This is a genomic window from Fictibacillus sp. WQ 8-8 (assembly GCF_024494405.1).
Lineage (GTDB): Bacteria > Bacillota > Bacilli > Bacillales > Fictibacillaceae > Fictibacillus_C > Fictibacillus_C marinisediminis.
Map to the genome: position 1 here is coordinate 77,680 of NZ_JAMXKG010000009.1, position 24,383 is coordinate 102,062.

Genomic DNA, 24,383 nt, shown 5'->3' on the forward strand with positions numbered 1-24,383 from the left:
TCAGGTTTTAGCTCCTCCATACGCTTTAGCGGACTATGGAACGAAAAGACAGCTTCCTCCTGGAAACAGAGGTGCATTGTATCCGATTTGAAGATTTTGCGCCTTCACCACCTGATTAGCTGTATTGCAGTGGACATGAAAGGAGAATTGCGGTTTCACTGTTGATCCTGGTTTTCGTATCTGGTCCATCTTTTCCAGCATTTTTTCACGGCTCTTGGCCTGTTTCGCTTTTCTCATTCTGTTTTTATCAATGAAATGTTCTAGCCGCTGAATTTTCTGCTGCTGTTTTTCATAGGCTTGATGCAGCTGTTGCCGGCTTTGTTCATAATTTTTAAGAAAAGCTGCGTAATTGCCACTGTAACGTTTAATGGTTTGATTTTCCAGATGATAGATTACTGCCGTTACTTCAATAAGAAATTGTTCATTGTGAGACACGATAATAAATGAATTTTTGTAGTTTTTCAGGTAGTTTGACAGCCAATCGACATGCACGTCACCCAAATAATTGGTCGGTTCATCCAACAGCAGGACATCTGGCTCTTCCAGCAGCAGTTTCCATAATAATACCTTTGTTCGCTGCCCGCCGCTTAAGCTTCCGATGTCACGTTCAAGCCCCAAAGCTGTAATGCCTAAACCCGCAGCCATCGCTTCAATTTGGGCTTCCACTTGATAGAAGCCCGCCAGGTCGAGCTTCACCTGCAGTTTTCCGTATTTTGCCAACAATGACTCCGGGCTGTTATCCGTGGTGGCCATTTTTTCGCCGATTGTATGCATTTCCTGTTATGTTTCGTATAGATTTTTATAAGCACTTTGCAAGTATTGTTTGATGGTGATTCCCTGCCTCATTTTGATATGCTGCTGCAGAAAACCAATTTGAACACTGGGAAGCCAATGAACCGCTCCTGAGTCAGGCAGCAATTCCTGCGACAATATACGCAGCAAGGTTGATTTGCCGGCTCCGTTTCGCCCGGCCAATCCAACGTGTTCACCTGGTAGCAGCCGGAAGCTGATACCTTTAAAATTTATTTGATCTCCATACATATGGGTCACATGGTTTACAGATAAAAGGCAATAAAAAATGGGCAAGGTGAATACACCTTACCCACTGAATATTTAATAACATAAGAAGGGATTGGTGATTTTACCTACTGTTCTTCGATTAGCTTAATTTCAAAAAAGGGCAGATTTCTCCCGTATCAAGCTAAATCTCTAATAAGAACAGTTGATAAAAAAACATCCTTTCCACCTCAATCATGGTTTTTCGTTACGCTATTAGTTACGCAAAGACTCTCTATTTTGTCAATATTATCCAAAATTACTTTTTGCCAGATGGATCGTCATCTTCTGCAAATTCTGTGACAAATCGTAATTTAGGAGTGGCTCCCTGATGCCTGATCTCTCTTTTTCTTTCCGGCATGTGTTTGAGCAGATAGCGGTGAACATAGATCTCCGCTGCCGTAAAGATAATGGCAGAGATAGCGCTCCCCCAGGCGATCTGCAGGTAACCGTGAAGCAATATCGCCCCAAAGATCCAAACGATCGTGTACATTAAAATGAATTCTGCCATCAATGTATTGATGTTTCCAATCCGCGGCAGGAGAATGCGGTCAGCCAGGATATAAGATACAGCAGTTGCCGTAACACTAAAAGAAATGATATCAGCCAGTGTCGCATCGAAAAACAAATCCAATCCGATTGAAAAAGCAATCAAGCTTACAATAAACTTTAGTAAGATTACCTTTGCCTGTTCCAAAGTTAAAACCTCCCTTTCCTGCTTTTAGTTTGCAACAAAAATAGGAGGTTCATTCTTGTCATGAGAATATGATTCAATCATGGGATTGAGTCAGTAGTCTGAAAATTTAGTTTGGTTCAATTCTTTAGGTGTTTGGTTCAATTCTCAGACAGTTCCATTCAATTATTCTTAGTTTGGTTCAATTTCACAATATTCGGGTTTACACCGTTACAGAAATTTACAGACAAGAACTGGATAGACGGCATATGGGCTACTGGCAAGTGAGAGGATATGACACCAATGCATGGGTGAAGAAGATTTAGATCAGAAATAAGAAAAAGCTGGTCCGCAGCACTGCGGCCAGCTTTTTCATTGAAATTAACGAGCGAAACCAGAAAGCTGCTGTTGAGCAGTAGCCACTAGACGTTTGGTGATTTCTCCTCCTACTGATCCATTTGCACGAGAAGTAGTGTCAGCCCCGAGTTGAACTCCAAATTCAGAAGCGATTTCCCACTTCATTTGATCAAGTGCCTGTTGAGCCCCTTGAACTAAAACCTCATTGTTGTTTCCGCGATTTGCCATATGTATGTTCACCTCCTTTTTTTGTTAACATCTCTCTAAAAAGGTTTTTTATACAAAAATTGCATGATAATATTTCCTCCGTTAATAAATCATCTAATTTATTTGTATGGGGGAAGTAAACCATGACGTTCGGCTGCCACCAGCCTTACTCCTCATGAAGATAAAAAAGAGCTGACAGTTGCTTCCTTGGTAAACGATCTGAAAATCGCGGATGCCTGTGGGGCAGCAGTTGTAGTCGTTCATTTCGGTACCAGGACCATTAATAATGATCCCTTATCTTTTACCGTCTAATGATTACCATCCTCAACACGGTTCTTCAGCAATGGGATGGCAAATGTAAAATTCTTCTTGAAAATAGAGCAGGAAGAGCCGGTTCACTTGGAGTGACGATGGAGGAACTTGTACAAGTAAGGAATCTTACAGACTTTCCAGAGCACATGATTTTTGTCTTGATACATGTCATGCTTTTGCAAGCAGCTATGGAACGGGGACAAGTGGGAAGAAATCGTTGAGCATGGTGAGAAACTGGGATACTTTAAACATTTAAATGCCATTCATCTTAATAATTCGAAATAAAAGAACTACAAAACGAGTGTGGAAAATAAAAAAAACTCCCTGTTATATACAAAAGGAGTTTTTATCTTGTTAAACATAATCTGAATCTTCGTCCGTTTGTTCCTGATCCACCAGAAACCGTTCATAATCTTTGTGCATTTTATTCGGAATGATGCGAGTATTGCTTCCATCCATGTCTGTTGCGATAAAACCTTCAATATCCTCAACGTACCCAACATTTTCTTCGGATTCAATAAACATTTCATTATAATTCATCATTCCATTTTCCGAGAAATCAGACGGGGACTCACTCGTCCCGTAAACAGCTACGTCCTGCCAGGAATCTTCTGAATCGTAAAAGGTTGCATCTTTTTGATCATTATTATATTGGCCATATGGAGGCTTCAATACTTCTTCTTCAATTGGCCGGTTATTGGAACTGCTTTGTTCAAGGCTGTGCTCTTTGCAGTAAGCCGTTGTTGGCAAGGCCTCTAGTCTTGCCATACTGATTGGCTGTTTGCACGTTTTGCAATATCCATATTCCCCTGCATCAATTCTTTCAAGTGCCTGATGAATGGATTTTAATTCCGATTCATTTAATTCATTCAATGCGATATCTTTTTGCCTTTCGAACAATTCTGTACCCAGATCCCCCGGATGGTTATCATAACTCGAAAGCTCGCTGACCGATTCTTTAATAAGCTCTAACTCATTTCCATAATGACGGTTATACGCCAACCGCTCGTTCAATTCATTTTGCATCTGCTGGAGACGGTCTTTAAACTGATTGATGCTCTGCTGTGACCATACCATTTCATGACCTCCGAAAGTAGAATCTCGTACACAACTGTATTATTTGACATAATGTTGACGCTCATACTTTTTAATGATTGGAAAAAAATAAGGACTGCCTATTTAAAATAGGCAGCCTTGTCCATTGAGTATTCTGTTATGTCTTCGCTAGAATTAGCGTTTTCCACCAAATCCAGAAAGTTGAGATTGAGCTTGAGCTACTAGACGTTTAGTGATTTCTCCACCAACAGATCCGTTAGCACGAGCTGTTTGGTCAGCACCAAGTTGTACACCAAATTCAGAAGCGATTTCGTACTTCATTTGGTCGATAGCTTGTTGAGCACCTTGAACCAATAGTTCGTTGTTGTTTCCACCTTGTTGAGCCATGTGTTTTCACCTCCTCAATTGGTATACTTAAATTTTCTCTCTAATGATTGCAAACCATACTATGTAATATTTGTAAAAAACCGAAACATTGTTGACATGAAACCAAATGGTTGTATATAATTCAGAAAGCGAAACCATATAGTTTCACATAATTTTAAAAAGTGAGGGAAACCATGATGTCCGATTTTACGGAAGAACGAGTAAAAGATATTCAATATACTGATGTTTTCAATGCCCCTATTGAAAAAGTGTGGAAGACCGTTGCAACTGCAGATGGGATCTCCGCTTGGTTTATGCCCAATGACTTTGAGCCGCATGTTGGCCATGATTTCCATATTCAATCTCCGTTTGGCCCGTCACCATGCAAAGTGTTATTTGTTGAGGAGCCGCATAAGCTTTCTTTTGCGTGGGATCAATTCGGCTGGATCGTAACGTTTGAACTTAAGGAAGAAGAAGGTAAGACCCGTTTTACCCTTACTCATTCAGGCTGGGGCCATCCGGATGCTATCCTGCCTAAAGCACAGCAAAAAGTATCCGCTGTACGGGACAATATGAACGGCGGCTGGGCGAAAATCATGCAAAGTCTAAAGGAACTTGCAGAAAAAGAATGAACGCTTCAGCTAAAAAGCACGATGTTTTCCAGGCCATCGCAGACCCTACACGCCGTGAAATTTTAAAATTGCTGGCAGGAAAGGAATTTGCCATCACTGAACTTTCGGATCGATTTCCTATGAGCAGGACCGCGGTGTCCAAGCATCTGCTGATCCTTTCTGAAGCAGGCTTAGTTAAAAAACGAAAGTCCGGCAGGGAGAAACTTTACACGCTTCAAGCTGAGCCTTTGTCTGAATTGGAACAATGGCTCTCCTACTTCGAACAGTTCTGGCAGAACAAGATGTCGATGCTAAAAACTTTAGTGGAAAAAGACACTCAGACATAACAAAAACCTGCCTTCTTGAGCAGGTTTTTGTTTTACCACACATTTTTAAAGTTTCCGACAATCTTATGAGCAGGAATTGCTGAAATAAAGGCTGTTTCATCAATACCTTTCACAATATCAACCAAATCAGCCCATTGAATATTCACAATGACACAAAAAACTACCTGTTTGCTTTCATGAGAATACGCTCCTTCACCTTCCCAGAATGTTACCCCCCGGTTAAAGGCTTCGTTTAATGCACCTGACACCTCGTTTCCTTTATCGGTCACAATCATGACGGAACTTCTTTCTGCAACAGTCAGGATAGTATCGTATGTTTTCGCGCCGACATACATCGAAAGAATCGTGAACATGGCCGACTGTACATTGAAGATAACAGCGGAAACGGAAATAATGATAAAATTCATGATCAGGCCGAAGCGGGCGATCGAAAGATTTTTATACTTGGCGATCACTCGCCCAAGAACATCGAGTCCCCCATTTGAACCTCCGGCACGAAGCATAATGGCTCCGCCAGCAAAAGAAACCACACCCCCGAAGATCGAGGCAAGAATAATATTGTGCGTCCACATCATCTTAATCGGTATAAGATGCAGAAACAGTGAATCGAAACCAACAGCCAGCAGTGTATAAATAATAAATTTCTTGCCCAGATGAATATAGGCCAGGACTAGGAGCGGAATATTATAGAGAAAATATTGCGTTCCGACCGACCAGCCTAACGTATTGTAGATGATCATGCAAATACCCATCAGGCCGCCAGAAAGTAAATGTGCCGGCAGAAGCAGCGTATTCGATCCTACCCCAATGAGCAAACTCCCAAAAATAATGCAAAGCACTTCAAAAGCAATTCTGAACACTCTTTTTTCCAGCATGTGCAACCCTTCTTTTCAAGCAATTATGTTCCAACATATGTATCCTACTATAATGAACTTTTTTATGTAACAAAAGAAATAACATCTCGTTTAATATTATCCTTATTGCCCTGGAGTAAACCTTCCGGTGAAAAATGAAAGGTGCCAGGCACCGCGATTACACAAGTATGTAAAAGCGGTGCCTGGCACCATTTCCAGCTACTAGAGCATTCAATCCCTCTCAAAACGTTACAAAAAACGGAAAAACGACGAAAACTATAACAACTGTTTTTTTATTATTTATTAAAGGAGGGGTCTGAAAGTGTCGAAAGTATTGAGCAAAGAAACAAGCCCCTATTTCAAAACAATGAGCGGACTTATTTTAAATCAAAAGGAATCCTTAGCGAAAACCATATTAGATGAAGAGCGATTCGATTACAGCCATTTAGGAAACAATCGGAGTCGGTTAGAACATCTTCGTATGAAGCTGATTCATTTGTATGGAGAGACCGTATCGCTTCCACCAGCTGTCTCTGTTGAAAGGCTGAAGGAATGGGGAGCTGAATATGCTGATATCTTTGTTTCGCTTAATATCCCATTGGATCGTGCCATCGAAGAAGTACATTTTTACCGTACTAAAATCGGCATCATCATAAAAGAAGAAGCCAAAATGCAAAAATTGGATCTCGATACGTTTTACGAACTGATTTCTGAATTTGATTCCGTAGTTGATACTGCTGTTCTTATGGTAAGTACTTCTTATATGGAAAAACACGCTTCCACCCTGGAGACCGCCGGGCATGAAATCGATGAACTTTCTGTTCCCGTCGTGCCTCTCGGGGACGGAGTGGGTATTCTGCCTATGATTGGCGATATCGATACAAATCGTGCTCAGGTACTCATGGAAAACGCCTTGCGGAGTTCTGTAGACCTAAAGCTCGATCACCTTATTCTGGATTTATCTGGAGTACCAATCATTGATACGATGGTCGCGCAAAAAATCCATCAGGTCATTCAAGCACTCGAACTGATTGGTGTGAAGACAAAAATCAGCGGCCTTCGCCCAGAGCTTGCTCTGACAATGACCGCACTTGGTGTGGAATTTAATGGGGTCACCACATTTTCTAGCCTGCATCTTGCCCTTCAATATTTGGGGTTTAAGCGGGAAATGTAAGTGCATTTCTTTTAGGGTGTCAGGCACCGGGATTTCGGTGCCTGGGACCGCTTTTTTATTTGGAATCAAAAAAGAAGCACCCATTAAGAAGATGCTTCTTTTCTTTGAAATATAAATAGATTAGATCAGTTTGCTTGTGTTGATTGCTTCCCTGTAACCGGAACGGGTAAAATGGAACGATTCATCGAGTAACCCTTCACGCTGAAGAGATTCCAGTGTCTCCTCCGGTATGTTAATGGTCAGTTCGTCAAGACGTTCATTGATTTCACTTAATGATGCAGTATTTACAAAATCAGGCTTGAGCAGCCGAACGATTCCTTCAATCCTGGAATCACGCTTTTGAAATAGCTGCGGTGTTTTATTGATCGCCTGTGAGATCTTGTTCGTAAACTGAATGAGTTCCTGTTTTAGATTAGAGGCTTGAGTTTCTTTTTCCTGAAGCTGCTGTTGGAAATATTTCCTCTCTTCTTCATTCAGATCGGCTCTCGTATACAGCTGCTGGTAAATCTGGGTTTTGTCCATCTCAATCTGTTTAAGCTCTTCTTCTTTAATTCGCTGGGTTTTCATGTCTTCTTCATTCGGCTCATAATCGTCATCTGACTTTTTATATTCAATCCTATCCTCTGTTTCCGGCGGTTCTTCTTCTGTTACCTGAGGAGTGACGGAGGAAGCCTGAGCCTCTTCAAGCCGTTCAGCAGCCTGTTCTTTTGGCTCATCCTTTTCTGAGGCTTCTTCATCCTGCTCTTCTTGTACTTCCTCTGCCAGCTTATCATCAACCGGCAGTTCTTCCTCTTTCAGCATTTTTTCCTTTGGAGTCTCCATTTCTCCTTCAAGAAATGTTTCTTCTGCTTCTAAATCTTGTTGATCATTCCTTGAAGCTACCGTTTCCGGAAGTGATTGTATTACCGGGGCATCATCCCTTTGCCCCTTAATGGACCCCTCCTCTAATCTGCGAACGAGGTCATTAAATTTTTTATAGTACATCACTGAAATCGTCAACGCAAAAAGAGAAGCAAAGAGAGAAATAAAATCAGAGAAACGGAAAACAAATGGCGAGGTGGCAATCTTATAAAAAAGTAAAAGAGCAAATGCACCAATTACAATCACCTTAAGCCAGCTTTCACGATTCTGAATCTGTTCACTTTTTCCTGAAGCTCCACTGTTTCCTCCAAAAAAAGATAATAACTTTTTATTCATAGTGTGTTCCTTTCTTCAACTTGTGTCTTTTTTACAATTTACCCCAATATCTGGGTGTGAGCAAGAAATAGCATTTTACTGGTGCCAGGCACCCCTTACATAAGTTATCGAGTAAGTTGGTTGGTTTCTAGGGGTTTAAGCGGGTCTATTCTACTATAATCGCTTTACCTGTAATGCTTGTTCTTTGTATTACGCCATCCCTGACCTCCACATTTGCTTGAATAATGCTAGGTGATCCCATTGAGTAACCCTGCTTTACGATATAGTGGACTAAAGGGTTTGTCGCAATCATTAAGATCCTATAACAAAAGACATATGTAAGATAGCTAAACCGAACCATCTAATAATCGCTAGGACGTTTTTACTTCTGGGAGGGTATCCATATGGCAAAAGCAAGGATGCATTGTAGGGATTGAAATCCTAAAAGTACTCATTTAATGGCGAGCTCAATCAATCCCAAAGACTTTGATGCCGTATGGAATTTTGCCGTATACACCGCCAAAGGCTTTGTAAATAGCTTTTTGTTCAGTCTGGACCACGAGAAGTTCAACCATGCCCTTTTTGATATTGCTGTGGCTACAAGGCATGAAGGAGACTTCAACCGTCTGCGGGAGGAAGCCGGAAGCTAATCGACTTCCTATATTAAAAAGCTTAGGAGATTGTTTATGTGGAGTGACAAAGGAAAATATATTGAGATCAAACGGCATGATGTTCTTTTTGAAGAGTGTCTTCGTTATTTAAACCGAAATCAAAATGAACTGCTGCATTCCGTGGATATGGACAACAAATCCGTAAGAAAGGCGGTTAGATGTGAAAAAGAGTGTGTTTTGATTCAGTTGGAGGCCACAGATCAGCACCTCGTTCTATCATTTCCAATCGAAGTTCCCGATCACAATACAAAAGCAGAGATTGTTCATCACGTCATCGATTGGATGGATTTGGAACGGGATTTAACCCCTTTCTATCAAATGGCAGAAGAAGACCGTATTTTGCGTAAGGTTGTCCCAGGGCGGGAAGGGCTGAGAATCATTGGAGTGCCTGACCTGTTTGAAGCCTTGGCCTGGTCTATAATGGGGCAGCAAGTCAGCCTTCACGTGGCTTATTTATTGAAGAGGCGGTTGGTTGAACACTTCGGAGAAAACATGGCATTCAACGGAAAAGATTATTGGATGTTTCCTGAGCCTGATAAAGTCGCCAATCTTACTAAAGAAAATTTGCTCTCCCTAAAGTTCACAAACCGAAAGGCAGAGTACTTGTTAGATGCTGCTGAATTAATCTCTAACAGCAGATTAACCAAAACAGGACTCCAAGAACTGCCCCTTCACGAGATGGAAAAGAAATTGACTTCGATCCGCGGAATCGGGAGCTGGTCAGCAAACTATGTCATCATGAGGTGCCTGCGCCATCCTGATGCATTTCCTGCTGCAGACGTTGGTTTGCATAACGCGTTAAAAAAGGTGCTTGGTTCCCACTCCAAGCCAAGCCTTCCAGAAATCATCGAGTGGTCTCAAAATTGGACAGGCTGGAGAGCCTATGTCACCTTTTATTTATGGATGGAGCTGGCAGCTGGATAATCTCTTTTATATTACATATTGCTCACACTCGGCTCTAAAATCGAAAAACGGTTTTTAACGGTATCGAGGTTCGCCTGTGCACCGATTGGGATGGCTGCCTTATAATACCCATGTGCTGTTGTAACATTTGTCATGAGCGGCTTCCCAAGTGGTACGACAAACGTAGTTATGAGCTGATCATACGTTACACCGTACGCCGGTTCACACGCTGTGCATTCACCCATCACAATGCCTGCACAATCATCAAATTTACCCGCAATTTTTAAATGATTGAGATACCGGTAAACCTGGTTAATCGGTTCATGGGTCTCCTCTATCACTAAAATTTTTCCTGCTGTATCAATCTCAAACGGAGTTCCAAGTGAATCCACAAGCGAGGTCAAATTGCCGCCAACAACTTCTCCCGTTATATTTCCTTGTACTCTGCTAATTTGAGGAATACCCGGCGGATTAACAATTTGCCGGGGTGACTGAACAGTTGAAGTTGCCTGGAAAAACTGTTGGTAGTTATAAGCCGGTGTATTTGGATTAAAGTCCAGCAGGAGAAGGCTCTGAAAGGTGATTAAATCGGTATATTGATACAGTACATTCAGCAGGATCGTAATATCGCTGTATCCTGATACGATTTTTGGATTCTGCCGGATGACATCAAAATCCAGATACGGCAGAATTCCCTCTACTCCTACTCCCCCTCTTGTCGGCAAAATCATTTTCACCTTTTTATTCGTAAACATCGCCATTAAATCAGCTGCCCGCTGTTCATCCGTTCCGGCCAAAAAACCAGTATTCGTGTAAACATTTTTCCCGAGGACAATATTGAATCCAAAATTTCGCAGCGTGGTTAATCCTTCATTAATTATTTGGGCCTCCAGAGGGCTTCCTAGTGTCACGATCCCGATGGTGTCCCCTCTCTGTAGTATCGGTGGTTTAACAGCCATACCTTCATCCCTCCATCAGCACGGTTTCCCATCGAGATTCCATCGATTATGTATATTAGAGTGATGATTTTCCTATAACTATATTTTTTCAATTCCTCCAATCAAAATACTAAAAAGGGAACGAACCGGGTATGTAGAAGTATATAGATATACCATCGTGCCATTTTTGCAATCTCAAATGAAAGGGAGAAAGGGGAATTTCCATGAAAGAATACAAGGTTATTGAATCCAGCGGGCGGTTTACTTTCAGCATGGAAACGTTAAGAGACTCAAATACTCCATTGTCCAGAGAGGAAGCCGAACAGATTAAAGAAAGGCTGGAAGAGTGCGTTCCCTTTCAGCTTGAAGTTGTAAAAATTGATTCAACGGAATGAAAACCTGCCCTATGAGGCAGGTTTTCTTATTACCCATTAACGGCTATCTTCTTCCGTTTTGTGCGATTGCTTAAAAGCCCCGATTTTTCAAGTACAGCATAGATCGAGCACCAGGACCTCTTGGAAAAATAGATGGGAACACTCTGTTTGTTCGCCTTTTTCTTAATCGCTGCTGAAAACTCATGGTTTATAAAATCGGTCAGGACCAGAACCAAGTTCACATGACTTGGAATCTCCTTTTGAGACATTCTAGCTTTTCTTCCGCTCACATGAATGATCTCCCTTATCCCTTGATGCTCCAGTTTCTTCGTAATTTTCCCAAGATGATCTCCACCAACAATTAATAACGACGACATACCAGCATCTCCCTTCTCTCTCTTATTTCAACTATTTCTTTTTGCTCGAGCTGAATAAAAAAAACAAAGGCATACATCCCAAAAAGAGAGTTGCCTTTGGTTTTCCAATCAGCAGCAAAAAAGAATATATAAATATCCCTATGGATTTACTCTGTTTTATACCGTAATAAAAACCTCTTCCTACTACGATCACGTAATAAGAAGAGGTTAGACATAACCAAATTACCCTTCTTATTGTCCAAGCCAAAGCTTGTTGGAATTGGCACAGTTCCCTCTCCGGGACCGCTGCCGAGACTTCAAAGGGCCAAATCCCTCCACCTCTCTTAATAAGTTAGAAAATTTTAAATTATTAAAAATAATATAATGGAATAAGCCTGGTAAGTCAACAGTTTTTAAGCATAATGACAGGCCGTAAAATGTCCGTTCCCCATATCCCTGAATTCGGGGGTTTTTTCCGCACAAAGCTCTGTTGCCAGCGGACACCGTGTACGAAACTTGCAGCCTGACGGCGGGTTAACAGGACTTGGAATATCTCCTTTTAAAATAATTCTCTCCCTCTTGATCCGTGGATCGGGTATTGGGACAGCAGACAAGAGCGCTTTCGTATAGGGATGCAGCGGATTATCAAACAGCTCTTCTTTCGTTGCCATCTCCACAATATTGCCAAGGTACATGATCGCAATCTTTGTACAAAGATGCTCAACGACACTCAAATCATGTGAAATAAACAAATACGAAAGGCCTTTCTTCTTCCTCAGATCACTGAAAAGATTAATAATCTGTGCCTGAATGGAAACGTCCAGAGCAGCGACCGGTTCATCCATGACAAGAAACTCGGGATTGAGTGCCATCGCCCTGGCAATGACGATTCTTTGCCGCTGGCCGCCAGAGAACTCATGAGGATAACGATCCACATGAAAGGGTGAAAGACCGCATGTTTCCATTACTTGAAGCACCTTTGCTCTAACATCCTTACTGGTAGCAAGACCGTGCTGAACCATGGCTTCCCCAATGGCATCTCCCACCCGGATCCTGGGGTTTAATGAGCTGAACGGGTCCTGAAAGACGAGTTGGGTCTGCACACGCAAACCCCGTAGTTCCTTTTTCGTTAGTGAGAAAACATCTTTCCCTTTAAAACGAACTTCCCCTTCGGTCTTCTCATGCAGCCTTAGAATGGTCTTTCCAATCGTGGATTTCCCGCTGCCGGACTCTCCGACGAGGCCAAATACGTCTCCTTTTTCAATCGTAAACGAGACACCATCGACCGCCTTGACCGATTCACCCTTTTTCCCAAATAGGCCGTTAGAGCTTGAGTAGTATTTTTTTAAATTTTCCACTTCTAATAATGCTTCACTCATCGTACGGCCTCTCTTTCATAAAGGTAGCAGCTGACACTATGGTTCTCAGAGGTTTTTTCCAGCTCTGGATGCTTTGTCCGGCAAATGTCCATGCAATGCTCGCACCGGTCAGCAAAATAACACGATTCAGTCAGTTCAGCAAGGTTTGGAACTTGGCCGGCTATCGTGTAAAGCTCCTCTTTTCGCTCTCCAATCACCGGTTTGGCTTTCAGAAGACCCTTCGTGTAAGGATGCTGTGGATTCGTAAACATTTCCAGGACAGGACCCTGCTCCACAATCTTGCCTGCGTACATAACGACAATATAATCTGCCATCTCGGCAACAACTCCAAGGTCATGGGTAATCAGCAGAATGGATGTTTTAAACTGCTCTTTAATATCCCGTAAAATATCCAGGATCTGAGCTTGAATCGTTACATCCAGGGCAGTCGTAGGCTCATCGGCGATGATGAGCTTCGGATTGCAGCTGATCGCGATGCCGATCATGATCCGCTGCAGCATACCCCCGCTCAGTTCGTGCGGATACATGTTAATGATTTTCTCAGCATTTGGAATTCCCAGCCTTGTGATGAGCTCCTGTGCTTTCTTATAGGCTTCATTCCGGCTAAGCAGCAGATGCTCCTGGAGCGGCTCAATCATCTGCTGGCCGATCGTATACACTGGATTCAGCGAGGTCATCGGCTCCTGAAAGATCATTCCGATATCATTTCCGCGAAGGCGGCTGATCTCTTTTTTATTCAGTTTAAGAAGATTTCGGCCGGCAAAGTTCACTTCTCCGTTTTCAATCTTTCCGTTCTCATTTATGAGCTGCATGATGGAAAGTGATGTGATGCTTTTTCCGCAGCCTGACTCTCCGACGATACAGACCGTTTCCTGCTCACCAATGGAAAAGCTGACGTCATTCACTGCCCTTACAACGCCCTCTTCCGTATAAAAATTAGTGACTAAGTTTTTTACTTCTAACAGTGCTTCACTCAACATTAACACCTACCGTTTCATTTTCGGGTCAAGCGCATCCCTTAATCCATCGCCGAGCAAGTTAATGGACACGACAGTGAGGAAGATAGCCGAGCCGGGTGGAATCCATAGCCATGGGCGTTTTCTGAAGTCTATAAAATTATTTGCCGCATCCATCATGTTACCCCATGAAGGTGTCGGCGGAACGACTCCTAGCCCAAGGAAACTCAGTGCGGATTCACTAAGTATTGCCCCTGCCACATTCAGCGTTGCCACAACGAGCAATAGCGGCAGCGTATTCGGGATCAAGTGATAGAAAATCTTTCGCCGATCGCTGAGTCCGAGCACTTCCGTTGCCTGCATGAAGGGCTGCTCCCTTAGTGACAAAATTTGTCCGCGGACAAGCCTGGCAAGGGCCGGCCAGCCGACAAAGCTCAGCATGATCATGATGATGTACAGTCTGTATTCAGAAGGTACTTTCCACTCAGACAGAATCGCTCCCATGATCAAGAGAAGCGGCAAGCCTGGAATCGACATCAGGATATCGGCCAGCCTCATGATGACCATATCCACAATCCCGCGGTAGAAGCCTGAAACGGCTCCAAGGAACGAACCGATCACAATAGAAAGGACCATCGAGGCCAGTCCGATCGTCAGCGAGATCTGCCCCGCCATCATTAATCGTGTCAGCACATCACGGCCATAATTATCGGTCCCAAGCCAGTGCGATGAACTCGGCGGCTGGTTGGCATAGGCAATATCTGTCCGGTCTAAAATATATGGTGAAAAGTGAGGCCCTATAAAACTGAGCAAAAGCATAAGAACAAGGAAAATTAAACTTGCCATCGCCAATTTGTTCTTTTTCAGGCGCCGGTAGGTTTGTTTCCATAACGATGGAGATTTCGCCTTCGCTACTTTCTTCTTTTTATAGATTAACGGTTTAGCAGTTTCCATGTTCATCCCCCTATTTCAGCCTGATTCTCGGATCTACCGCGGCGTATGTGACATCAGCCAGGAAGTTTCCGATGATGGTGAGGGAAGAAAGGAACAGTGTAAAAGCCATCAATACTGGATAATCTCTGAAGCTGACGGATTCAATTTGAATTCTGCCGACACCCGGCCAGTTAAAGATCTGTTCCATGATGATTGCTCCGGAAAAAAGCCCCGGCAGTTCAAAAGCCAGCAGCGTGATGGCCGGAAGGATGGCGTTCTTAAGAGCATGCTTAAAAATAACCGTCCTTTCCTTTAATCCTTTCGCCCTAGCAGTCCGGATGTAATCCTGTCGGATGACCTCCAGCATCCCCGTCCTGAAATAACGGGTTAAGGAACCGACGCTGAGCAGGGTTAAAATGGCCACAGGCAAGATCATATGCTTGCCCACTTCAAGAATATAAGCGAATCCGGTAGTTTCACTGCCTGTATCGATCATTCCTCCGATTGGGAGAATCTTAAGGTCAACCCCAAACCATTTTATAAACAGCAAAGAGATAAAGAACGACGGGAAGGACATGGCTGCAAAGACGAAGAATGTCACCAGTCCATCGAACAGAGAATATTGCTTGATCGCGGAAAATACGCCCGTAAGAAGAGCGATGGTCCATGTAAAGAACAGGGCAAGGAGCGCTACGATAAATGAATTCCACACATACTTATTAAGCAGGGAAACAACACTTTCCTGATGTTTTAACGAAAAGCCGAGATTTCCATGAAAAACATTCCCGAGCCACGTAAAATAACGCTGAAGAATCGGCTGATCAAGCCCGTAGAGCGCTTTAAGCTCATGTGCTCTCTGCGGGGTGAGGCTTAAGTTGGAATCAATATAATCCCCCGGAAGCAGCGCAAATAAGAAAAAGATGATAAATGATGTACCGAACAAGATAATGATCATTTGAATAAACCGCTGCAGTACATACTGTTTCATATGGTAATCCCCCCCTCTGCAGATAAAATGCCCAGCTGTGCGCCAGGCATTTTACGTTTTACTTTTTGATTGAGATGTTTGGCAGGCTTGAACCGATGCCAGTATAGTTATCAGGAACCAATCCCTCGATCTGGCCGCTGATCGCTCTCGCGCTCTGGCGGTAATGAATCAGAATGTAAGGAGGATCCTGTGTAAATTCTTTATACAGCTCATGGTACACTTCTTTTCGCTTAGTGATATCAAGAGTTCCTAACCCTTCCTGGATCAATTTGTCGATTTTAGCATTAGAGTAGCCCATGTAGTTGTTCGGATTTTTGGTAGCCAACTCCTCTACTGTATCGCTTGGATCTAGAATCTGTGATGTGGATACAGCCGCAAAGTCATAGTTCTTTTTCGTAAGCTTGGAAACGAGTGCGTTAAAATCAGTAATGTCCGGCTCAAATTTAACGCCTATGTCTTGATAATTTTCTTTAGCGATCGGGATGACAGCATCCTCTGCGTCAGATGTTAAGTAATTGATTTCCAGCTGAACGCCATTCTTTTCGCGGATTCCACTCTTGCCGGTTTTCCATCCTGCTTTATCCAACAGTTTTTTCGCCTTTTTCGGATCAAATTTATACTCTGTTACACCTTGGTTATTGTATGCCCATGAAACCGGTGAAACTGGGATATCTGCCACTTGGCCAAAACCTTTAAAACGTACGTCTACTATTTTTTGTCGGTCCAGCCCGTAAAGGAGCGCTTGGCGGACTTCTTTATCTTTGAACTGCGGACGCGTATTGTTCACATAGATCAAACCGTAATCATTGACCGGCTCTACTTTGATGTTGGCGAACTTCAAGCTTTTCAGCTGCTCTACGGTATCATCATCAGCCGGGAATCCTGCGTAATCCAGTTCACCTGTTTCAAATTGCTGAAGAGAAGTAGCTTTGTCGATAATCTTGTAGATCAGGTTTTTCGTTTTTGGCTTGCCTGCATAGTACATATCATTTGCTTTATAGCGAATCTCTTGGCCAGGCACATATTTGGAGAATACATAAGGCCCTGCTCCAAGCGGTTTGGAATACAGATCCTTCAAGTAGTCCAGCTTGCCGTATTTGTAATCTTTTCCGTAGTATTTCTCAGACAGCACCTGTCCGCCTAAGATCAACAATGCCTTAGCATTGACTTTATCTGTTGTAATTTCAATCGTCTGTGGATCTTTGACTTTAATGCCTTCAATGGTCTTCGCTTTTCCTTCTTTATACTCTTTTCCGCCTTTCATCGCGGCAAGAGAAATATCCTGATAGCCGTTATAAGCAGGATCATGAAGAAGCTTAAGCGTAAAAGCAACGTCATTAGCCGTTACCGGAGAACCGTCGCTGAATTTCGCGTTCTTTCTAATATGGAACGTATAGGTTAACTGATCTTTGGAAGTGTCCCAGCTTTCAGCCAAGATCGGAACTGGTTTCCCGTCTTTATCTAAGTCAACAAGCGGTGCAAAGATTGGTGTAGTGGCATTGCCGTCCCACCCGTTCTCATAAAAGTATGGCAGGAAGACTCCGCCTGGAGCAGAAATGCCCGCAATGAATGTATCTTTTCTAGCCTTTGCTTTATCAGGCAGCGCTGATACATCGGTTGCTTTATAGCTTTTGCCTTTTGCATCTTTAACAGCAGAAGTATTGGCTTTGCTGTCCTTTGATTCGTTATCTCCTGAGCTGTTGAGTGCACATGCGGAAAGAAGCATGGAGAAAACAACCAGGAAAGTAATACTGAGTAATCCTCTTTTCATTCCCTAACCCCCGTTATTTAATTTTTAACTGGACCAATCATTATGTACTGCAAAAACTCAATAAACATGCTTATGAGTTTTTGCTGTAAATTAAGCTCAAACCTTATAATTCTGACTGGTTTTGTATGAATTCCATTTATAGATTACTTAAGCTAGTTAAATTTGTCAATAACTACTTTTTTCTGTCAGAAAAAGTGAGCAAGTTTACTAGAATGTTTTTATTTTACTTTGCTTTTCAGCGGTAGGTACGTATTGGCGACCACTTCGCCAAACGAATGAAGCGAACGCTTTGCCGCCGGATTTTTATGTGAGATCGGAAGCCTAGGAAAAAGGAGTTCAGCCACTCGGTATGCTTCTTCAAGATGCGGATAGCCTGAGAAGATAAAATGATCAATCCCGATTTCCTGGTATTCTTTCATTCGCTCCGCAACCGTGTCTGCATCACCGACAAGTGCGGTTCCAGCCCCGCCTCTCACCAAGCCTATGCCGGTCCAAAGGTTTGGGCTGATCTCAAGAGAATCTCTTTTTCCGTTGTGAAGAGCAGCCATCCGTTTCTGTCCGACTGAATCATAACGTGAAAAGACTTTTTGTGAAGCAATGATGGTTTCTTCATCTACATATTGAATTAACGAATCAGCCGCAGCCCAAGCCTCTTCTTCTGTTTCCCTGACAATCACATGGAGCCGGATTCCGAAGCTCACAGTTCTCCCCTGCTGAGCTGCCAGCTTTCTGACTCTATCAATCTTTTCTCTGACCTGTTCAGGCTGCTCTCCCCAAGTCAGATAAACGTCAATATGCTTGGCAGCCACTTCAAGCGCCGCATCCGACGACCCTCCGAAATACAGTGGCGGATAAGGCTCTTGCTCTGAAGGAAGAAGAATTTTTCCTTTTTTTACCTTAAGGTGATTGCCCTCATAGTCAACCTCTTCTCCGGCCAGCAGCTCCCTCCAGATGGTTAAAAATTCATCCGTCAGTTTATAGCGTTCACTATGCGATAAGTGCAATCCGTCACCGGCAAGCTCTACCGGATCTCCTCCTGTCACAACATTAATCAATAACCTTCCATCAGAAAGCCGGTCAAAGGTTGAAGCCATTCGTGCCGCTAGAGAGGGAGAGATCAAACCCGGACGTACAGCGATGAGGAATTTCATCTTTTCGGTGGCCTGAATTAAGGAAGAAGCGGTAACCCAAGCATCTTCGCAGGAGTGCCCTGTCGGCAGGAGTGCTCCTTTAAAGCCAAGGCTATCTGCCGCCTGCGCAATCTGGCGAAGATAGGAAAGCGTGATAGGCCGTCCTCCTTCTGATGTTCCCAAATACCGGCTGTCTCCATGTGTCGGCAAAAACCAATATACGTTCATGCTTTATTCCCCTTTCCATCAATGTTTCCCGCAATTTGCAGCTCCGCTTTTTCTAAGTCCTTGATGTACGTATCTTTCTTTACCTCATCGATCAGTTCGTTTAATGATACAATCAGCCGCTTCTCGATTTCCTGATCAAACGCAACTTCACGGCCATTGTTATGCTGCAGCTGCAGATCGATTAAATAAATTCCATTTAATATGTTCCTTGCTCCAATGGCATAAAGAACAGGCTTTAACGCGTAATCGATGCTCAGAAGATGGGCGATCGTACCGCCCGTTGCAATGGGCAATACACTTTTTCCAGAGAGGATATCTTGTGGCAGCAGATCCAACAGCGACTTAAGGACTCCTGAATAGGCTGCCTTGTACACAGGTGTTCCAATAATGACAGCTTTTGCTTGTTTTATGCTCTTCTCAATGGCTTTCAGATGAGGACTCTGAAAATGGCCAAGAAAAAGATCTTCCGGCGGGACATCAAGTACTGAAAAAGATTCTGTTTCAAGCCCCCCTTTCTGGGACAATTCACTTAAATATCGAAGGACGATTCCCGTTCTTGAGGTTACAGAAGGGCTGCCTGATATGGTTACAATATCTGCCACAATAAAATCCTCCCTTAAATGTTCTTAATAAAAAAGTTGTGGAGCGCTTTTGCCAGCCCTCCTGAACCGAACGTAACGTGTGTTTCACGGCATTCTTTGCCTTTTCTCCTCTGGACATCGTTCAGGAATTCAAGAATGTACACTCTCCGATAGAGAATGTTGCGTATTCCTTTCTTTGCAAAGTAGTTTTCAATCGTGTTGTACAACCCTTTATTCACTCCGTATTTTTCCTTGCAAAGCCCTGTGAACTGAAGATCTGTCAAATTCACAAAGTTCAGCTGTTCCTTCGTGATCGATGCAATAAAGTCTTTGGGTCGCTGCCATTCTCTCAAAGACGTTTCTCCCATGTTTATCCCTCCATCAAATGTTGGCGTCTGGTCATTGCTTCTTTAAAACCTTCTCAACAAACTTGTTCTCTATGACTTTTGAAGTATCCAGCTTTTTCTTGATGCCACCTACTTTGTATAGAAAATCAGCTTGTTGCTGATGAGCTTTTGCAAATTCTTTGGTTGTCGGAGATAGAATCAAATCGGCCCGCTTTAAGACCGTGCTGACGATTTCCGGTTCAAGTTTCTCTTTTTTAGCGATATCTACCGTCACTTCATCCGGATGGTTGATAAACTCTTGTCTGACTTTCTCATATGTCTTTAGGAACAGTACCGTTAAATCAGGATGTTCCTTTGTGAACTGAGTCCTTGCCACCAAAAAGCTGGGCGCATTAATATTAAGGTCTTCTCCATCAGCCAATGACTTCGCTCCCGTTTGATAGATGGCTGTGGTGGCATACGGTTCCCATGTTGACCAGGCATCCACGGAACCGTTATCAAGTGCAGGTCTAGCTTCATCTGGCTGCAACTGTACAATTTTAATATCCTTGTCAGTCAACCCTGCTTGATCAAGCGCCATATAAAGAAAGTTATAGGCACTGCTTCCTTTAGCCACCGCAATTTTCTTTCCTTTTAAATCTTTTAACTCTTTAATCTTGCTTCCTTTTGGTATGATGATTGAATTTCCCTTTTTTCCATTCGTCGTTACCGCGATCGCTTTAAAATCAACGTTGCCCGACTGTCCGGCAATAAGAGGAGTTCCTCCGGTTGCACCGAAATCCAGCCTTCCAGATGCCAATGCCTCAAAGTGAGGAGGGCCGCTTTCAAATTCACTCCATTTTACTTTTACGCCTTCTTTCTCAAACGCTTTTTCAAAATATTTCTTCTCACGTGCATACGGCAGAACACCGGTACTTCCCTGAACTCCGATGTTGACCGTAACATTCCCTTTCTGCTCCGCGGTGGTGGTTTTCTCACTGCAGCCGGAAAGCATATTAAGCAATAAAATCAGTGTTAATACACCCGCAGCTATTTTTCTCTTCGTTAATTTCATCCGTTTTCTCCTCTCCTGTTATGTAAGATTTTGATCAGCCGATATAGCTGTCACGCCATTTCAGAAGCCGCTTTTCAAAATATCGGACCAGTGAATCTGATGCTTTGCCGAAAACCGCAAAAATGATAATGCCTACAAAAACGATGGACGTTTGAGAAAATTGCCTCGCATCCATGATAAGATATCCGATGCCTTCACTCGATCCCATCAGTTCAGCTGCGACCAAAGCCAGCCACGCCGCACCTAATGACAGCCGTAAACCGAGCAGAATATTTGGTAGTGCAGCAGGGAGAATGAGTTTTGTGATCTGTTTCCATTTGCTGAATTCAAGCACCTTCGCTACATCAAACAGTTTAGAGTCCACACCGCGTATCCCTAGGAACGCATTCACATAAAGCGGAAAGAACGCAGATTTTGAGATCAGCAATATTTTTGACAGCTCGCCAAAGCCAAACCAGAGAATGAATAAAGGAATTACAGCTAACGATGGAATAGTCCGCAGCATCTGAAACGTAGGATCAAGCGATTGCTCTGTTTTGCTCGAGAAACCAACTGCCAGCCCGGCCAGAAGTCCAAGTCCCCCGCCAATTAAAAATCCTGTAAGTGCCCGGAACAAGCTGATTTTAAAATGGGTGAATAATTCCCCGGTACGGATTAAGTCCTTAAATGCGATAAGGATTTCACTCGGCCTTGGCAGCAAGGTGGCAGAAATAAGTCCGTAAGCACCTGACAGTTCCCAAATAATGATGATAAAAACGGGAAATGCCAATCCTCGTGCCCAATGGGATAGAAATGGGTTTTTCCTCTGTTTTTTTGATGCTGTTTCCTTGATGCTTTGTTTTCGTTCTACAGTCGTTCTCGTTAATACCCCAGTCTGATTGCTCATTTTTTCATCTCCTTTATATCGTTATCGGACGGTTGCTGCTCGCTCGCTTTCCTCCACTTTTTCAAATTCACTCAATACCCGCTGTCGTATTTCCTGGAAAGCAAGATCTGTTTTTCTCCGTGGATGAGGCAGTTCAATCGGTATGACCTCCCTGACTGTGCCTGGCCGGGGATTCATGATCACTACAGTGCTGGCGAGATAAATGGCCTCATCGATGTCGTGAGTCACAAATATCATCGTCGTCCGATTCTTCTGCCAGATATTGAGCAGTACCTTTTGCATATGTGACCGGGTAAAGGCATCCAACGCTCCAAATGGTTCATCTAAGAGAAGAATCTTAGGATTTCTAAGCAGGGCTCTTGCGATGGATACCCGCTGTGCCATTCCTCCCGACAGCTCTTTTGGATAGGCATTTTCAAAGTCCTCCAACCGTACCAGCTTAATCAGCTCGCGAACTTTTTCTTGTGTAGCACTTTCTTTCACAGGCAAGTTGGCCGCGATATTTTTTTCCACGGTCAGCCAGGGAAACAGCCTGGGTTCTTGAAAAATAAACCCTTTATCAATGCTCGGCCCGGATACTTTTTGGTTATCCAGCAATACAGAGCCCTCATGCCTTGTATCCAATCCAGCAATTATTTTTAATAATGTGCTTTTTCCGCAGCCGCTCGGGCCGATCACTGTAATAAATTCTCCTTGATTCACATCGAGATCTATTTGCTCAAGTGCTTTTGTCACGCCTTTTCCTGTTTCAAAACTCCGATTGAGTTTACTAATTTGCAGTAAAGTCATATCATATCTCCCTTCTTCCCTGCGTTTTTGCAAAAAGAAAACAACCGGAACCCTCCTTTTTAAGGAAAGCCTCCGGTTGTCCGGTCGACGAAACGTTTTGAACATTTGCAGCGAATAAAATTCCCCCTTTCAAACGGAAACAGTTTATGAAAAAAAGAAAACCAAAAGGCCATGTCTGCTAATGTTGAGACACGGCCTTTGGTTTACCAATCAGCTGCACGATATTTTTTTACTCAATAAAAAACTTCCTCTTACATCTCATGGACGTGTAAGAAGAAGTTAAATAGCGTTCTACTTCTCTTATCGTCCAAGCTGATGCTTGTTGGATTTGGCACAGTTCTCTCGTTAAAGAGTCCGCTGCCGAGGTTTCGCAGGGCCAATTCCCTCCACCTCTCAGAATAAGAAAAAATTTATGGAGTTTTTAATTCATATAATCCTCATCGGATTAATAGTTATTAAAACAGGTATGCAATGGAAAGTCAATAACTTTTTTGAAAAATCTAAATTTTATTTACGTGAATGCTTACTACATAAATCCAGCCGTCCTTCCTCATACTATCTTTTGGGAGGTTGTTTTGTTATGTTACTTTCATTGTTAACCGGTATGCTGCTGGCCGTACAGCCTGTCTATACGCCTGAGAGTATATCATTGATTCAGCAAGGCCAAACCATCGCAATTATTGATCGAAAAGACTTTATGGTCCCGCTGCCAGGTACGCCTATCATAGACGGTGAAAAATTCGAGTCGTTTGCTGCAAAATTGGAAGGTCAGGTTTACCGTCCGCCCCTTAATGCAAGAATTAATGATTTAGGAGGAATTACTCCTGGAGAAAATGGTTCCATGCTCTACAAAAAAGCGTTTAAAGAGCAATTCTATGCCAGCTTTTTCAGCAAGGGGCCTCATAAACTTGAAGTCCCTCTATTAACCGTCCACCCCAGGGTTGACAGTGAGCTGCTTGGAAATATCAGGACCAATCACCTTGCTCAGTATGTCACTTATTTTAACCGTTCTCATTCATCCAGGACCCATAATATTTCACTTGCCGCAAAAGCGATTGATAATCAAGTCGTGTTTCCTGGAGAGACCTTTTCCTTTAACGGGGTCGTAGGCAGACGGACTACGGACAAAGGGTACATGCGTGCACCTGTTATTGTTCGTGGAGAGCTTTCAGAGGGAGTTGGCGGAGGAATCTGCCAGGTCTCCTCTACTCTTTTTAATGCCGTGGACCGGGCTGGACTTCATATTGTGCAGCGTTTTTCACACAGCCGAAGTGTACCTTATGTTCCAAAAGGCAGGGATGCAACCGTAAGCTGGTACGGGCCTGATTTCCGTTTTCAGAACCGTTATAACCAGCCGATCCTGATCCGGGCCAAAACCTATGGAGGGAGCATGATGGTGATGATTTCATCTTCTGATGTCATACATGTTCCTTCGAAAAAACATTGATTCTTCCGCTCGGATAAGAAATGTGTCAACATTGTTAACCATTGAGCAAACCCATTCCAATTTCATAATTGCGGTGTTAGAATAAACGAGGATTTGATCATCTTGGAGAGAAGTGATGACATGAAAAGTCTTCCGTTTTTCTATATGCTGTTCTTAATCAATGGATTGCTGCTTGCCGGTGGATTAGTAAGTCCGACTTACCTTGTTGTTGCCCGCTGGAGCATGATCTTCTTTAATATAACGGCCCTTGCTGCTCTTATTTATTTCAAAGAACACGGCAAGGGAGCAAGATGGAGCAAAGTTTCTTCCCGAGGCCGTCTTGTATGGTGGGGAGCTTTCTTGTTCAATGTTGTTTCTGCAGCGAATGAAGTTCTGCATTCCGGACTATTTCAATAATTTAAATTTACAGCTCAGCGTAATGCTGGGCTTTTTTATTTTCCCTTAAAAGCAAGCAAACGGCTGC

The 24,383-nt window shown here is 43.1% G+C and carries 28 protein-coding genes, 1 pseudogene and 2 riboswitches; of the genes and pseudogenes, 8 read left to right on the forward strand and 21 right to left on the reverse strand.

The window, feature by feature from the left end:
* Positions 1 to 33: 33 nt before the first annotated feature.
* The 6 genes and pseudogenes from M1K46_RS18790 to M1K46_RS18815 form a co-directional block, all read right to left on the reverse strand.
* The gene (locus M1K46_RS18790; RefSeq protein WP_256227303.1) at positions 34 to 492 is read right to left on the reverse strand and encodes a hypothetical protein; all 459 of its coding nucleotides are present in this window, start codon (positions 490 to 492) and stop codon (positions 34 to 36) included.
* Between the two features lie 24 nt (positions 493 to 516).
* Positions 517 to 1,041: pseudogene (locus M1K46_RS18795) on the reverse strand (ATP-binding cassette domain-containing protein); the annotation flags it as partial.
* Positions 1,042 to 1,315: 274 nt separating this feature from the next.
* Entirely contained in the window at positions 1,316 to 1,753 is a 438-nt protein-coding gene (locus M1K46_RS18800; RefSeq protein WP_256227232.1) for a YndM family protein, read from the reverse strand.
* Positions 1,754 to 2,110: 357 nt separating this feature from the next.
* Entirely contained in the window at positions 2,111 to 2,314 is a 204-nt protein-coding gene (locus M1K46_RS18805; protein ID WP_256227233.1) for an alpha/beta-type small acid-soluble spore protein, read from the reverse strand.
* Between the two features lie 645 nt (positions 2,315 to 2,959).
* Positions 2,960 to 3,682, reverse strand: coding sequence for a TraR/DksA C4-type zinc finger protein (locus M1K46_RS18810; protein WP_256227234.1), 723 nt, complete (start codon positions 3,680 to 3,682; stop codon positions 2,960 to 2,962).
* A 153-nt stretch (positions 3,683 to 3,835) separates the two neighbouring features.
* Positions 3,836 to 4,048, reverse strand: coding sequence for an alpha/beta-type small acid-soluble spore protein (locus M1K46_RS18815; protein WP_053355250.1), 213 nt, complete (start codon positions 4,046 to 4,048; stop codon positions 3,836 to 3,838).
* Between the two features lie 176 nt (positions 4,049 to 4,224).
* Here M1K46_RS18815 and M1K46_RS18820 point away from each other — a divergent pair, with 176 nt between their 5' ends.
* On the forward strand, positions 4,225 to 4,659 hold the full coding sequence (locus tag M1K46_RS18820; protein ID WP_256227235.1) for an SRPBCC family protein: 435 nt from the start codon (positions 4,225 to 4,227) through the stop codon (positions 4,657 to 4,659).
* Positions 4,656 to 4,985 (forward strand): ArsR/SmtB family transcription factor, encoded by a 330-nt coding sequence (locus M1K46_RS18825; RefSeq protein WP_256227236.1) that lies wholly within the window; start codon positions 4,656 to 4,658, stop codon positions 4,983 to 4,985. The genes M1K46_RS18820 and M1K46_RS18825 overlap by 4 nt, the downstream gene beginning before the upstream one ends.
* 32 nt (positions 4,986 to 5,017) lie before the next feature.
* On the opposite strand, the gene M1K46_RS18830 is transcribed toward M1K46_RS18825, so the two are convergent.
* Entirely contained in the window at positions 5,018 to 5,860 is an 843-nt protein-coding gene (locus M1K46_RS18830) for a YitT family protein (RefSeq protein WP_256227237.1), read from the reverse strand.
* A 301-nt stretch (positions 5,861 to 6,161) separates the two neighbouring features.
* On the opposite strand from M1K46_RS18830, the gene M1K46_RS25760 reads away from it, so the two are divergent.
* The gene (locus tag M1K46_RS25760; protein ID WP_256227238.1) at positions 6,162 to 7,013 is read left to right on the forward strand and encodes an STAS domain-containing protein; all 852 of its coding nucleotides are present in this window, start codon (positions 6,162 to 6,164) and stop codon (positions 7,011 to 7,013) included.
* A 120-nt stretch (positions 7,014 to 7,133) separates the two neighbouring features.
* On the opposite strand, the gene M1K46_RS18840 is transcribed toward M1K46_RS25760, so the two are convergent.
* Positions 7,134 to 8,210: a hypothetical protein gene (locus M1K46_RS18840; RefSeq protein ID WP_256227239.1), complete on the reverse strand. Its 1,077-nt coding sequence runs from the start codon at positions 8,208 to 8,210 to the stop codon at positions 7,134 to 7,136.
* 437 nt (positions 8,211 to 8,647) lie between these two features.
* Between M1K46_RS18840 and M1K46_RS18845 the strand changes: the two genes are divergently transcribed.
* Positions 8,648 to 8,839, forward strand: a complete 192-nt coding sequence (locus M1K46_RS18845) for a hypothetical protein (RefSeq protein WP_256227240.1) — start codon at positions 8,648 to 8,650, stop codon at positions 8,837 to 8,839.
* Between the two features lie 36 nt (positions 8,840 to 8,875).
* The gene (locus tag M1K46_RS18850; RefSeq protein WP_256227241.1) at positions 8,876 to 9,784 is read left to right on the forward strand and encodes a DNA-3-methyladenine glycosylase family protein; all 909 of its coding nucleotides are present in this window, start codon (positions 8,876 to 8,878) and stop codon (positions 9,782 to 9,784) included.
* 11 nt (positions 9,785 to 9,795) lie between these two features.
* Here M1K46_RS18850 and M1K46_RS18855 read toward each other — a convergent pair whose 3' ends face one another.
* Positions 9,796 to 10,722, reverse strand: a complete 927-nt coding sequence (locus M1K46_RS18855; protein WP_256227242.1) for a S66 peptidase family protein — start codon at positions 10,720 to 10,722, stop codon at positions 9,796 to 9,798.
* Between the two features lie 203 nt (positions 10,723 to 10,925).
* Between M1K46_RS18855 and M1K46_RS18860 the strand changes: the two genes are divergently transcribed.
* Entirely contained in the window at positions 10,926 to 11,096 is a 171-nt protein-coding gene (locus M1K46_RS18860) for a hypothetical protein (RefSeq protein WP_256227243.1), read from the forward strand.
* A 29-nt stretch (positions 11,097 to 11,125) separates the two neighbouring features.
* Here M1K46_RS18860 and M1K46_RS18865 read toward each other — a convergent pair whose 3' ends face one another.
* From M1K46_RS18865 to M1K46_RS18920, 12 genes are all read right to left on the reverse strand, one after another.
* On the reverse strand, positions 11,126 to 11,452 hold the full coding sequence (locus M1K46_RS18865; RefSeq protein ID WP_256227244.1) for a DUF2325 domain-containing protein: 327 nt from the start codon (positions 11,450 to 11,452) through the stop codon (positions 11,126 to 11,128).
* Between the two features lie 228 nt (positions 11,453 to 11,680).
* Positions 11,681 to 11,785: riboswitch (SAM riboswitch) on the reverse strand.
* Positions 11,786 to 11,844: 59 nt separating this feature from the next.
* Complete coding sequence (locus M1K46_RS18870; RefSeq protein WP_256227245.1) at positions 11,845 to 12,810, reverse strand: ABC transporter ATP-binding protein; 966 nt, start codon at positions 12,808 to 12,810, stop codon at positions 11,845 to 11,847.
* Positions 12,807 to 13,787: an ABC transporter ATP-binding protein gene (locus M1K46_RS18875; protein ID WP_256227246.1), complete on the reverse strand. Its 981-nt coding sequence runs from the start codon at positions 13,785 to 13,787 to the stop codon at positions 12,807 to 12,809. The genes M1K46_RS18870 and M1K46_RS18875 overlap by 4 nt, the downstream gene beginning before the upstream one ends.
* Positions 13,788 to 13,796: 9 nt before the next feature.
* Positions 13,797 to 14,720: an oligopeptide ABC transporter permease gene (gene opp4C / locus M1K46_RS18880; RefSeq protein ID WP_256227247.1), complete on the reverse strand. Its 924-nt coding sequence runs from the start codon at positions 14,718 to 14,720 to the stop codon at positions 13,797 to 13,799.
* Between the two features lie 10 nt (positions 14,721 to 14,730).
* Positions 14,731 to 15,687 carry an ABC transporter permease gene (locus M1K46_RS18885; protein WP_256227248.1) on the reverse strand — a complete coding sequence of 319 codons (957 nt, stop codon included), beginning with the start codon at positions 15,685 to 15,687 and terminating at the stop codon, positions 14,731 to 14,733.
* Between the two features lie 58 nt (positions 15,688 to 15,745).
* On the reverse strand, positions 15,746 to 17,458 hold the full coding sequence (locus M1K46_RS18890; protein WP_256227249.1) for an ABC transporter substrate-binding protein: 1,713 nt from the start codon (positions 17,456 to 17,458) through the stop codon (positions 15,746 to 15,748).
* A 218-nt stretch (positions 17,459 to 17,676) separates the two neighbouring features.
* On the reverse strand, positions 17,677 to 18,816 hold the full coding sequence (ssuD, locus tag M1K46_RS18895) for an FMNH2-dependent alkanesulfonate monooxygenase (protein WP_256227250.1): 1,140 nt from the start codon (positions 18,814 to 18,816) through the stop codon (positions 17,677 to 17,679).
* Positions 18,813 to 19,418 (reverse strand): NADPH-dependent FMN reductase, encoded by a 606-nt coding sequence (ssuE, locus tag M1K46_RS18900; RefSeq protein ID WP_256227251.1) that lies wholly within the window; start codon positions 19,416 to 19,418, stop codon positions 18,813 to 18,815. The genes ssuD and ssuE overlap by 4 nt, the downstream gene beginning before the upstream one ends.
* A 14-nt stretch (positions 19,419 to 19,432) precedes the next feature.
* Positions 19,433 to 19,765: a hypothetical protein gene (locus M1K46_RS18905; RefSeq protein ID WP_091010276.1), complete on the reverse strand. Its 333-nt coding sequence runs from the start codon at positions 19,763 to 19,765 to the stop codon at positions 19,433 to 19,435.
* 31 nt (positions 19,766 to 19,796) lie between these two features.
* Entirely contained in the window at positions 19,797 to 20,798 is a 1,002-nt protein-coding gene (locus M1K46_RS18910) for an aliphatic sulfonate ABC transporter substrate-binding protein (protein WP_375162219.1), read from the reverse strand.
* Positions 20,799 to 20,832: 34 nt separating this feature from the next.
* Positions 20,833 to 21,684: an ABC transporter permease gene (locus M1K46_RS18915; protein WP_091010273.1), complete on the reverse strand. Its 852-nt coding sequence runs from the start codon at positions 21,682 to 21,684 to the stop codon at positions 20,833 to 20,835.
* A gap of 21 nt (positions 21,685 to 21,705) precedes the next feature.
* On the reverse strand, positions 21,706 to 22,473 hold the full coding sequence (locus M1K46_RS18920; protein WP_256227252.1) for an ABC transporter ATP-binding protein: 768 nt from the start codon (positions 22,471 to 22,473) through the stop codon (positions 21,706 to 21,708).
* Positions 22,474 to 22,770: 297 nt separating this feature from the next.
* A riboswitch (SAM riboswitch) is annotated at positions 22,771 to 22,878 on the reverse strand.
* 175 nt (positions 22,879 to 23,053) lie between these two features.
* Between M1K46_RS18920 and M1K46_RS18925 the strand changes: the two genes are divergently transcribed.
* Together M1K46_RS18925 and M1K46_RS18930 are read left to right on the forward strand one after the other, a co-directional pair.
* Positions 23,054 to 23,920 (forward strand): VanW family protein, encoded by an 867-nt coding sequence (locus M1K46_RS18925; RefSeq protein WP_256227253.1) that lies wholly within the window; start codon positions 23,054 to 23,056, stop codon positions 23,918 to 23,920.
* A 102-nt stretch (positions 23,921 to 24,022) separates the two neighbouring features.
* Positions 24,023 to 24,316 carry a hypothetical protein gene (locus M1K46_RS18930; RefSeq protein ID WP_139223444.1) on the forward strand — a complete coding sequence of 98 codons (294 nt, stop codon included), beginning with the start codon at positions 24,023 to 24,025 and terminating at the stop codon, positions 24,314 to 24,316.
* The last annotated feature ends 67 nt before the right edge of the window (positions 24,317 to 24,383 follow it).

Bases quoted from the DNA above. Each gene is read 5' to 3' on its own strand.
- M1K46_RS18805 (WP_256227233.1), bottom strand. From the start codon at position 2,314: ATGGCAAATCGCGGAAACAACAATGAGGTTTTAGTTCAAGGGGCTCAA.
- M1K46_RS18810 (WP_256227234.1), bottom strand. From the start codon at position 3,682: ATGGTATGGTCACAGCAGAGCATCAATCAGTTTAAAGACCGTCTCCAG.
- M1K46_RS18815 (WP_053355250.1), bottom strand. From the start codon at position 4,048: ATGGCTCAACAAGGTGGAAACAACAACGAACTATTGGTTCAAGGTGCT.
- M1K46_RS18820 (WP_256227235.1), top strand. From the start codon at position 4,225: ATGTCCGATTTTACGGAAGAACGAGTAAAAGATATTCAATATACTGAT.
- M1K46_RS18825 (WP_256227236.1), top strand. From the start codon at position 4,656: ATGAACGCTTCAGCTAAAAAGCACGATGTTTTCCAGGCCATCGCAGAC.
- M1K46_RS18830 (WP_256227237.1), bottom strand. From the start codon at position 5,860: ATGCTGGAAAAAAGAGTGTTCAGAATTGCTTTTGAAGTGCTTTGCATT.
- M1K46_RS18840 (WP_256227239.1), bottom strand. From the start codon at position 8,210: ATGAATAAAAAGTTATTATCTTTTTTTGGAGGAAACAGTGGAGCTTCA.
- M1K46_RS18845 (WP_256227240.1), top strand. From the start codon at position 8,648: ATGGCGAGCTCAATCAATCCCAAAGACTTTGATGCCGTATGGAATTTT.
- M1K46_RS18850 (WP_256227241.1), top strand. From the start codon at position 8,876: ATGTGGAGTGACAAAGGAAAATATATTGAGATCAAACGGCATGATGTT.
- M1K46_RS18855 (WP_256227242.1), bottom strand. From the start codon at position 10,722: ATGGCTGTTAAACCACCGATACTACAGAGAGGGGACACCATCGGGATC.
- M1K46_RS18860 (WP_256227243.1), top strand. From the start codon at position 10,926: ATGAAAGAATACAAGGTTATTGAATCCAGCGGGCGGTTTACTTTCAGC.
- M1K46_RS18865 (WP_256227244.1), bottom strand. From the start codon at position 11,452: ATGTCGTCGTTATTAATTGTTGGTGGAGATCATCTTGGGAAAATTACG.
- M1K46_RS18870 (WP_256227245.1), bottom strand. From the start codon at position 12,810: ATGAGTGAAGCATTATTAGAAGTGGAAAATTTAAAAAAATACTACTCA.
- opp4C (WP_256227247.1), bottom strand. From the start codon at position 14,720: ATGGAAACTGCTAAACCGTTAATCTATAAAAAGAAGAAAGTAGCGAAG.
- M1K46_RS18885 (WP_256227248.1), bottom strand. From the start codon at position 15,687: ATGAAACAGTATGTACTGCAGCGGTTTATTCAAATGATCATTATCTTG.
- M1K46_RS18890 (WP_256227249.1), bottom strand. From the start codon at position 17,458: ATGAAAAGAGGATTACTCAGTATTACTTTCCTGGTTGTTTTCTCCATG.
- ssuD (WP_256227250.1), bottom strand. From the start codon at position 18,816: ATGAACGTATATTGGTTTTTGCCGACACATGGAGACAGCCGGTATTTG.
- M1K46_RS18905 (WP_091010276.1), bottom strand. From the start codon at position 19,765: ATGGGAGAAACGTCTTTGAGAGAATGGCAGCGACCCAAAGACTTTATT.
- M1K46_RS18910 (WP_375162219.1), bottom strand. From the start codon at position 20,798: ATGAAATTAACGAAGAGAAAAATAGCTGCGGGTGTATTAACACTGATT.
- M1K46_RS18915 (WP_091010273.1), bottom strand. From the start codon at position 21,684: ATGAGCAATCAGACTGGGGTATTAACGAGAACGACTGTAGAACGAAAA.
- M1K46_RS18920 (WP_256227252.1), bottom strand. From the start codon at position 22,473: ATGACTTTACTGCAAATTAGTAAACTCAATCGGAGTTTTGAAACAGGA.
- M1K46_RS18925 (WP_256227253.1), top strand. From the start codon at position 23,054: ATGTTACTTTCATTGTTAACCGGTATGCTGCTGGCCGTACAGCCTGTC.